This window comes from Leucobacter soli, assembly GCF_042659205.1.
GTDB classification, from domain to species: Bacteria; Actinomycetota; Actinomycetes; order Actinomycetales; family Microbacteriaceae; genus Leucobacter; species Leucobacter soli.
In genome coordinates this window covers 1-2,315 of the sequence record NZ_JBHSRW010000302.1, presented here as the reverse complement: position 1 = coordinate 2,315, position 2,315 = coordinate 1, and the positions used below count along the sequence as shown (strand labels likewise).

3 protein-coding genes and 1 pseudogene are annotated in these 2,315 nt (G+C 70.8%); all 4 read left to right on the top strand.

Annotation, left to right across the window (positions count from 1 at the left end; all coding sequences use genetic code 11):
• A pseudogene (locus tag ACFPZL_RS12440) lies at positions 1 to 180 on the top strand (hypothetical protein); the annotation flags it as partial.
• The gene (locus tag ACFPZL_RS12435) at positions 177 to 1,202 is read left to right on the top strand and encodes an aliphatic sulfonate ABC transporter substrate-binding protein (protein ID WP_218115643.1); all 1,026 of its coding nucleotides are present in this window, start codon (positions 177 to 179) and stop codon (positions 1,200 to 1,202) included. The pseudogene ACFPZL_RS12440 and the gene ACFPZL_RS12435, both read left to right, overlap by 4 nt.
• A complete protein-coding gene (locus ACFPZL_RS12430; protein ID WP_382335663.1) occupies positions 1,199 to 2,041 on the top strand; it encodes an ABC transporter permease in 843 nt (280 codons plus the stop codon). Before ACFPZL_RS12435 ends, ACFPZL_RS12430 begins: the two co-directional genes overlap by 4 nt.
• A partial coding sequence (locus tag ACFPZL_RS12425) for an acetyl-coenzyme A synthetase N-terminal domain-containing protein (protein WP_382335661.1) occupies positions 2,038 to 2,315 on the top strand: 278 nt, incomplete at its 3' end. The genes ACFPZL_RS12430 and ACFPZL_RS12425, both read left to right, overlap by 4 nt.

Genomic DNA, 2,315 nt, shown 5'->3' with positions numbered 1-2,315 from the left:
GCCGACGCGATCCCCGACGGCGAGGCCGACACCCGCCGCGCGAACGGATCCATCGCGAGATTCGTCCCCGTTCCCGGAGCCCGCCCCCGCGACCGCGGCGCGCGCGCCTTCACCGACCTGCGCACCGGCCTGCTCGACGGGCTGGGCGTGCACAAGCTCACACCGAAGGAGACCCCATGAGCACGATCACCCGCAAGACCCTCCCCGCCGCGTTCGTTGCCGGCCTGCTGGCCGTCGCGATGACCGGGTGCGTGCAGGGCGAGAACGGCGGATCCGACGCCCCGGCCGAGGGCGGCGAGTGGTCGACGAGCACGCTCTCGATCGACTGGGCCACCTACAACCCGCTCAGCCTCGTGATCAAGGAGCAGGGTCTCATCGAGGCCGCACTGGGCGACTCGGTCGAGGTCGAGTGGCTGCAGTCCGCCGGCAGCAACAAGGCGAACGAGATGCTGCGATCCGGCTCCATCGATGTCGGATCCACCGCCGGCTCCGCCGCCCTGTTCGCCCGCGCCAACAGCTCCCCCATCAAGGTCATCGACATCTACTCGCAGCCCGAATGGTCGGCCATCGTGGTCGGCGCGGACAGCGACATCACCGACGTCGCCCAGTTGAAGGGCCAGTCGGTCGCCGCGACCAAGGGCACCGACCCCTACTTCTTCCTGCTGCAGGCGCTCGAGGAGGCCGGCCTGAGCGTCGAGGACGTCGAGGTGCAGAACGTGCAGCACGCCGACGGCCGAGCCCTGCTCGAGGGCGGATCGGTGCAGGCCTGGAGCGGCCTCGATCCGATCATGGCCGCGGCCGAGGCGGAGTCGGGCGCCCAGCTCATCTACCGCAACGTCGACTTCAACACCTACGGGTTCCTCAACGCCACCGAGGAGTTCATCACCGATCACCCCGACGTGGCGCAGGTCGTCGTCGACGCGTACGAGGAGGCCCGCGTCTGGGCACTCGCCCACCCGGACGAGGTGGCGCAGCTGCTCGCCGACGCCGCCTCGATCGACCTCGAGGTCGCCAAGACCGTGATCGACGAGCGCTCGAACCTCGACGTCTCGGGCGTGCCCGGAGAGGCGCAGATCTCGGTGCTCACGACGATCTCCCCGATCATCGCCGAATCGGGCGACGTCGTGGGCGGCCAGGAGGCCCTCGACCAGGCGATCGCCACGATCGTGCACGACGAGTTCGCGCTCAAGGCCACCGAATGACCGAAGGCTCGACCACGGTCGCGCGTTCACCCGACCGCGCAGGGGCGGCGCAGCAGCGCACGCCCCTGCGCCCGTCGTCACTGTGGTCGCGCACCTGGGTGAGGATCGCGGGCGGCTTCGTCGTGCCGCTCGCGGTGCTCGCCGTCTGGCAGTTCGTCACCGCGACCGAGATCGTGCCGCCCTACCGGCTGCCCGGTCCGTGGTCGGTCGTCGAGGCGGGCATCGACCTGGTCGAGCGCGGCCAGCTCTGGCTCCACATCGCCATCTCGGTGCAGCGCGTCTTCATCGGCTTCGTGTTCGGCTCGCTGATCGCGCTCGCCTTCGCCGCGATCGTCGGCCTCTCGCGCGCCGGCAGCGTGCTGCTCGCCCCGATGCTCGTCGCCATCCGCGCCGTGCCGTCGCTCGCATGGGTGCCGCTGCTCATCCTCTGGTTCCAGGTCGGCGAGGAGTCGAAGATCATCCTCATCGCCATCGGCGCCTTCTTCCCCGTCTACACGACCGTCGCCGACGCCCTGCGCCATGTGAACCCGCAGCTCGTCGAGGCGGGGCGCGCCTTCGGGCTGCGTGGCTGGTCGCTGTTCCGCACCGTTCAGCTGCCGGCCGTCGTGCCGTCGGTCGTCTCCGGCCTGCGCCTCGGCCTCGCCCAGTCCTGGCTGTTCCTCGTCGCCGCCGAGCTGATCGCCGCGTCGATGGGTCTCGGCTGGATGCTCAACGACTCCCAGCAGACGGGCCGCGTGGACCGGATCCTGCTCGCCATCGTGCTGCTCGCGCTGCTCGGCACCATCACCAACGCGATCCTCGTGCTCTTCGAGAAGGCCGTGCTGCGGAGGTGGATGTGAGCGGGCTCGATGCGGATGCCGGCGAGGCAGAGGCGCGCCTCACCGAGACGCGATCCTTCCCCCCGCCCGCCGCATTCGCCGCGCAGGCGAACGTCGACGCGTCGGTCTACGGGATCGCGGCGCAGGATCCGATCGCGTTCTGGGAGCGCGCAGCCGAGCGCCTCGACTGGGAGCAGCGCTGGCACACCGCGCACACGTGGGAACCGCCGCGTCCCACCCCCGGCGAGCACGGGGAGCCGGGCGGCCTCAGCGTGCCGCAGGCGACCTGGTTCGC